The organism is Microbacterium sp. zg.Y909 (genome assembly GCF_024626565.1).
Map to the genome: position 1 here is coordinate 1 of NZ_JANJFJ010000484.1, position 2,963 is coordinate 2,963.

The 2,963-nt window shown below is 71.4% G+C and carries 4 protein-coding genes; all 4 read left to right on the top strand.

Annotation, left to right across the window (positions count from 1 at the left end):
• Positions 1-25: 25 nt before the first annotated feature.
• A complete protein-coding gene (locus tag NQ160_RS21685; protein WP_257517134.1) occupies positions 26-934 on the top strand; it encodes an ABC transporter ATP-binding protein in 909 nt (302 codons plus the stop codon).
• Positions 931-1,740: an ABC transporter permease gene (locus NQ160_RS21690; RefSeq protein WP_257517131.1), complete on the top strand. Its 810-nt coding sequence runs from the start codon at positions 931-933 to the stop codon at positions 1,738-1,740. The genes NQ160_RS21685 and NQ160_RS21690 overlap by 4 nt, the downstream gene beginning before the upstream one ends.
• Before the next feature lie 41 nt (positions 1,741-1,781).
• A complete protein-coding gene (gene pnuC / locus NQ160_RS21695) occupies positions 1,782-2,399 on the top strand; it encodes a nicotinamide riboside transporter PnuC (RefSeq protein WP_257517132.1) in 618 nt (205 codons plus the stop codon).
• Positions 2,330-2,963 (top strand): AAA family ATPase (locus tag NQ160_RS21700; protein ID WP_257517133.1); only part of this gene is annotated, 634 nt, incomplete at its 3' end. The genes pnuC and NQ160_RS21700, both read left to right, overlap by 70 nt.

Consider the following 2,963-nt stretch of genomic DNA (forward strand, 5'->3'; position numbering starts at 1 on the left):
GGCCGCGAACCCCCAAGCTGGTCATATGGACAGTGATGCCGTTCGGGTGCGCAACCTGCGAAAGACGTACGGCGGCAACGCCGTCGTCGACGACGTGAGCTTCGACATCGCCCGCGGCGAGACCTTCGCCCTGCTGGGCCCGAACGGCGCGGGCAAGTCCACCACGGTCGAGATCCTCGAGGGGTACCGGCGTCGCACCGGCGGCGACGTCTCGGTGCTGGGCGCCGACCCCGGCACGGCGAGCCTGGAGTGGAAGGCGCGGATCGGCATCGTGCTGCAGTCCGCCGGACAGGCCGGTGTCTACACCGTGCGAGAGCAGCTGCGGCAGTTCTCGGCCTACTACCCGCGGCCGCGCGACGTGGACGAGGTCATCGCCGCCGTCGGGCTCGAGCGCCAGGCCGGCACCCGCATCGCGAAGCTCTCCGGCGGTCAGCAGCGGCGGGTCGACGTGGCCCTCGGCATCATCGGCCGTCCCGAGCTGCTCTTCCTCGACGAGCCCACCACCGGATTCGACCCGCAGGCGCGTCGCGAGTTCTGGCAGCTCATCCGACGGCTGCAGGGGGAGGGGACCACCATCCTGCTCACGACCCACTACCTCGACGAGGCCGCACAGCTGGCCGACCGGGTCGCGGTGATCACGCGGGGCCGGCTGCGCGCGATCGGCCCGGTGGCGACCTTCGGCGGGGAGGAGGCCCGCACGCCCCGCGTCGTATGGCGCGAGGGCGGTGTCATGCGCGAGGCTCGCACCGCCACTCCGTGGGAGTTCACGGCGGCGCTCGCCGCGCGCCTGGGCGGTGAGCCCGAGGCGCTCGAGATCCGGCGGCCCGCCCTCGAGGAGATCTACCTCGATATGGTCGACGAGCCGCCCTCCGGAGAGGAATCGGACAGCGCGCCGCGCACGCCCACGACGACGCAGGAGGAGGTGGGACGATGAACGTCATCACCCTCGGCGCCCACCGGGCCGCCTACGAAGTGCGGGGCTACTTCCGCTCCGGCGACACCCTCTTCTTCACGTTCCTCTTCCCGGTGTTCATGCTGGCCCTGTTCAGCACGATCTTCGGCGACGACGGCGACATCACCGGCGGCCCCGGGGTCCCGGCGCTGTCGGCGGCCGAGCTGTACCTGCCGGCCATGCTCGCCGCGGGGCTGCTGCTCTCGGGCTTCCAGAACCTCGCCGTCGACATCGCGATGGAACGATCCGACGGCACACTCAAACGCCTCGGCGGCACCCCGCTGTCACCGGTGAGCTACTTCGCCGGCAAGATCGGGCAGGTGCTGATCACCGGCATCCTGCAGGCGTTCATCCTCATCGTCGTGGCCGCCCTGGTGTTCGATGTGGCCCTGCCGTCGGACGCCGACTCGTGGATCACCTTCGCGTGGGTGTTCCTGCTCGGGCTCATCGCCTCGGCGCTCCTGGGCATCGCCGTGTCTGCGCTGCCGCGTTCCGGGCGCAGCGCCACGGCCGTGGTGGTGCCCATCGCGCTGGTGCTGCAGTTCGTCTCCGGCGTCTACATCTTCTTCTGGCAGCTGCCGGACTGGTTGCAGTACGTCGCCAGCGCCTTCCCCCTGGTGTGGATGGCGCGGGGGATGCGGGCGGCGTTCCTGCCCCCGGAGTACGCGACCCTCGAGCCGGGGGACGGCTGGGAGCTCGGCTGGGTGGCTTTGGCGCTCGGCATCTGGCTGCTGGTGGGACTCATCCTCAGCCGGGCGACGTTCCGGTGGATCCGGCGCGACGCCTGACGCCGTCGGGAGGGGCGCGCGCGGACCCGTAGGCTCGTCGCGTGATCGAGTGGCTTCTGGCGGAGTGGATGCAGGTTCTGGGGTTCGCAACAGGCGCCGCGTGCGTCGTGCTGGCCGGGCGGCGGAACGTGTGGACCTACCCCGTCGGCATCGCGAACAACGTCGTCTTCCTCGCCGTCTTCCTCCCCGCCGGCCTCTACGCCTCGGCCGCGCTGCAGCTGGTGTACCTGGGGCTCGGAATCCACGGCTGGCTGCGCTGGACGCGCGCGGTCGAGCAGGACAAGAGCTACATCGCCCGCACGCCGCGGCGCGCGGTGCTCTGGCTCATCGTCGCCGGCATCGGGCTCGCCGCCGTCATCGCCTGGATGCTGATCTCCTTCACCGACTCGCAGGTCGCGGTCGCGGACGCCGCCACCACCTCGGCGAGCCTCGTGGCGCAGTACATGCTCAACCGCAAGTGGATCGAGAGCTGGTACGTGTGGATCGGCGTCGACATCGCCTTCGTCGCGCTGTCGATCGCGACCGGCCTGTGGATCGTCGCCGCGCTGTATGCCCTCTTCATCGTGCTGTGCGTGTTCAGCCTGCGCGCGTGGCGACGCGTGCAGCGGGCGGCCGACGCCACGGCACCGGCGGATGCCGCAGTGGCGGCGCGCGCGTGAGTGCGCCCTACCGCCACGCACTGGTGATCGGCAAGTTCTACCCGCTGCACGCCGGCCATGGGCACCTCATCCGCACGGCGGAGCGTTCCAGCGCGCGTGTCACCGTAGAGGTGATCGGATCGTCCGTGGAGTCGATCCCGGTCGAGGTGAGGGCGCAGTGGGTCGCTGAGGAGCACCCCCGGGTGCGGGTGGTCTCGAAGCTGGACGACACCCCCATCGACTTCGAGTCCTCCACCGCGTGGGATGCGCACACCGCCATCATCGCGGGGCTGCTCGACGCGCCGGTGGATGCCGTCTTCACCTCCGACGAGTACGGGGAGGAGCTCGCCCGACGGCTCGGGGCCGCGTGGGTGCAGGTCGACCCGCAGCGCCGGCTCAACCCCGTGTCGGGCACCGCAGTGCGCGGCGACCCGGCGGGGCAGTGGGGCGAGCTCGCGCCGGCCGTGCGGGCGTCGCTCGCCGCGCGGGTGGTGGTGCTCGGCGCGGAATCGACCGGCTCGACCACCCTCGCCGAGGCGCTCGCCGCAGAGCTGGGCACGCTCTGGGTTCCCGAGTACGGACGCG

Bases quoted from the DNA above. Each gene is read 5' to 3' on its own strand.
- NQ160_RS21685 (WP_257517134.1), top strand. From the start codon at position 26: ATGGACAGTGATGCCGTTCGGGTGCGCAACCTGCGAAAGACGTACGGC.
- NQ160_RS21690 (WP_257517131.1), top strand. From the start codon at position 931: ATGAACGTCATCACCCTCGGCGCCCACCGGGCCGCCTACGAAGTGCGG.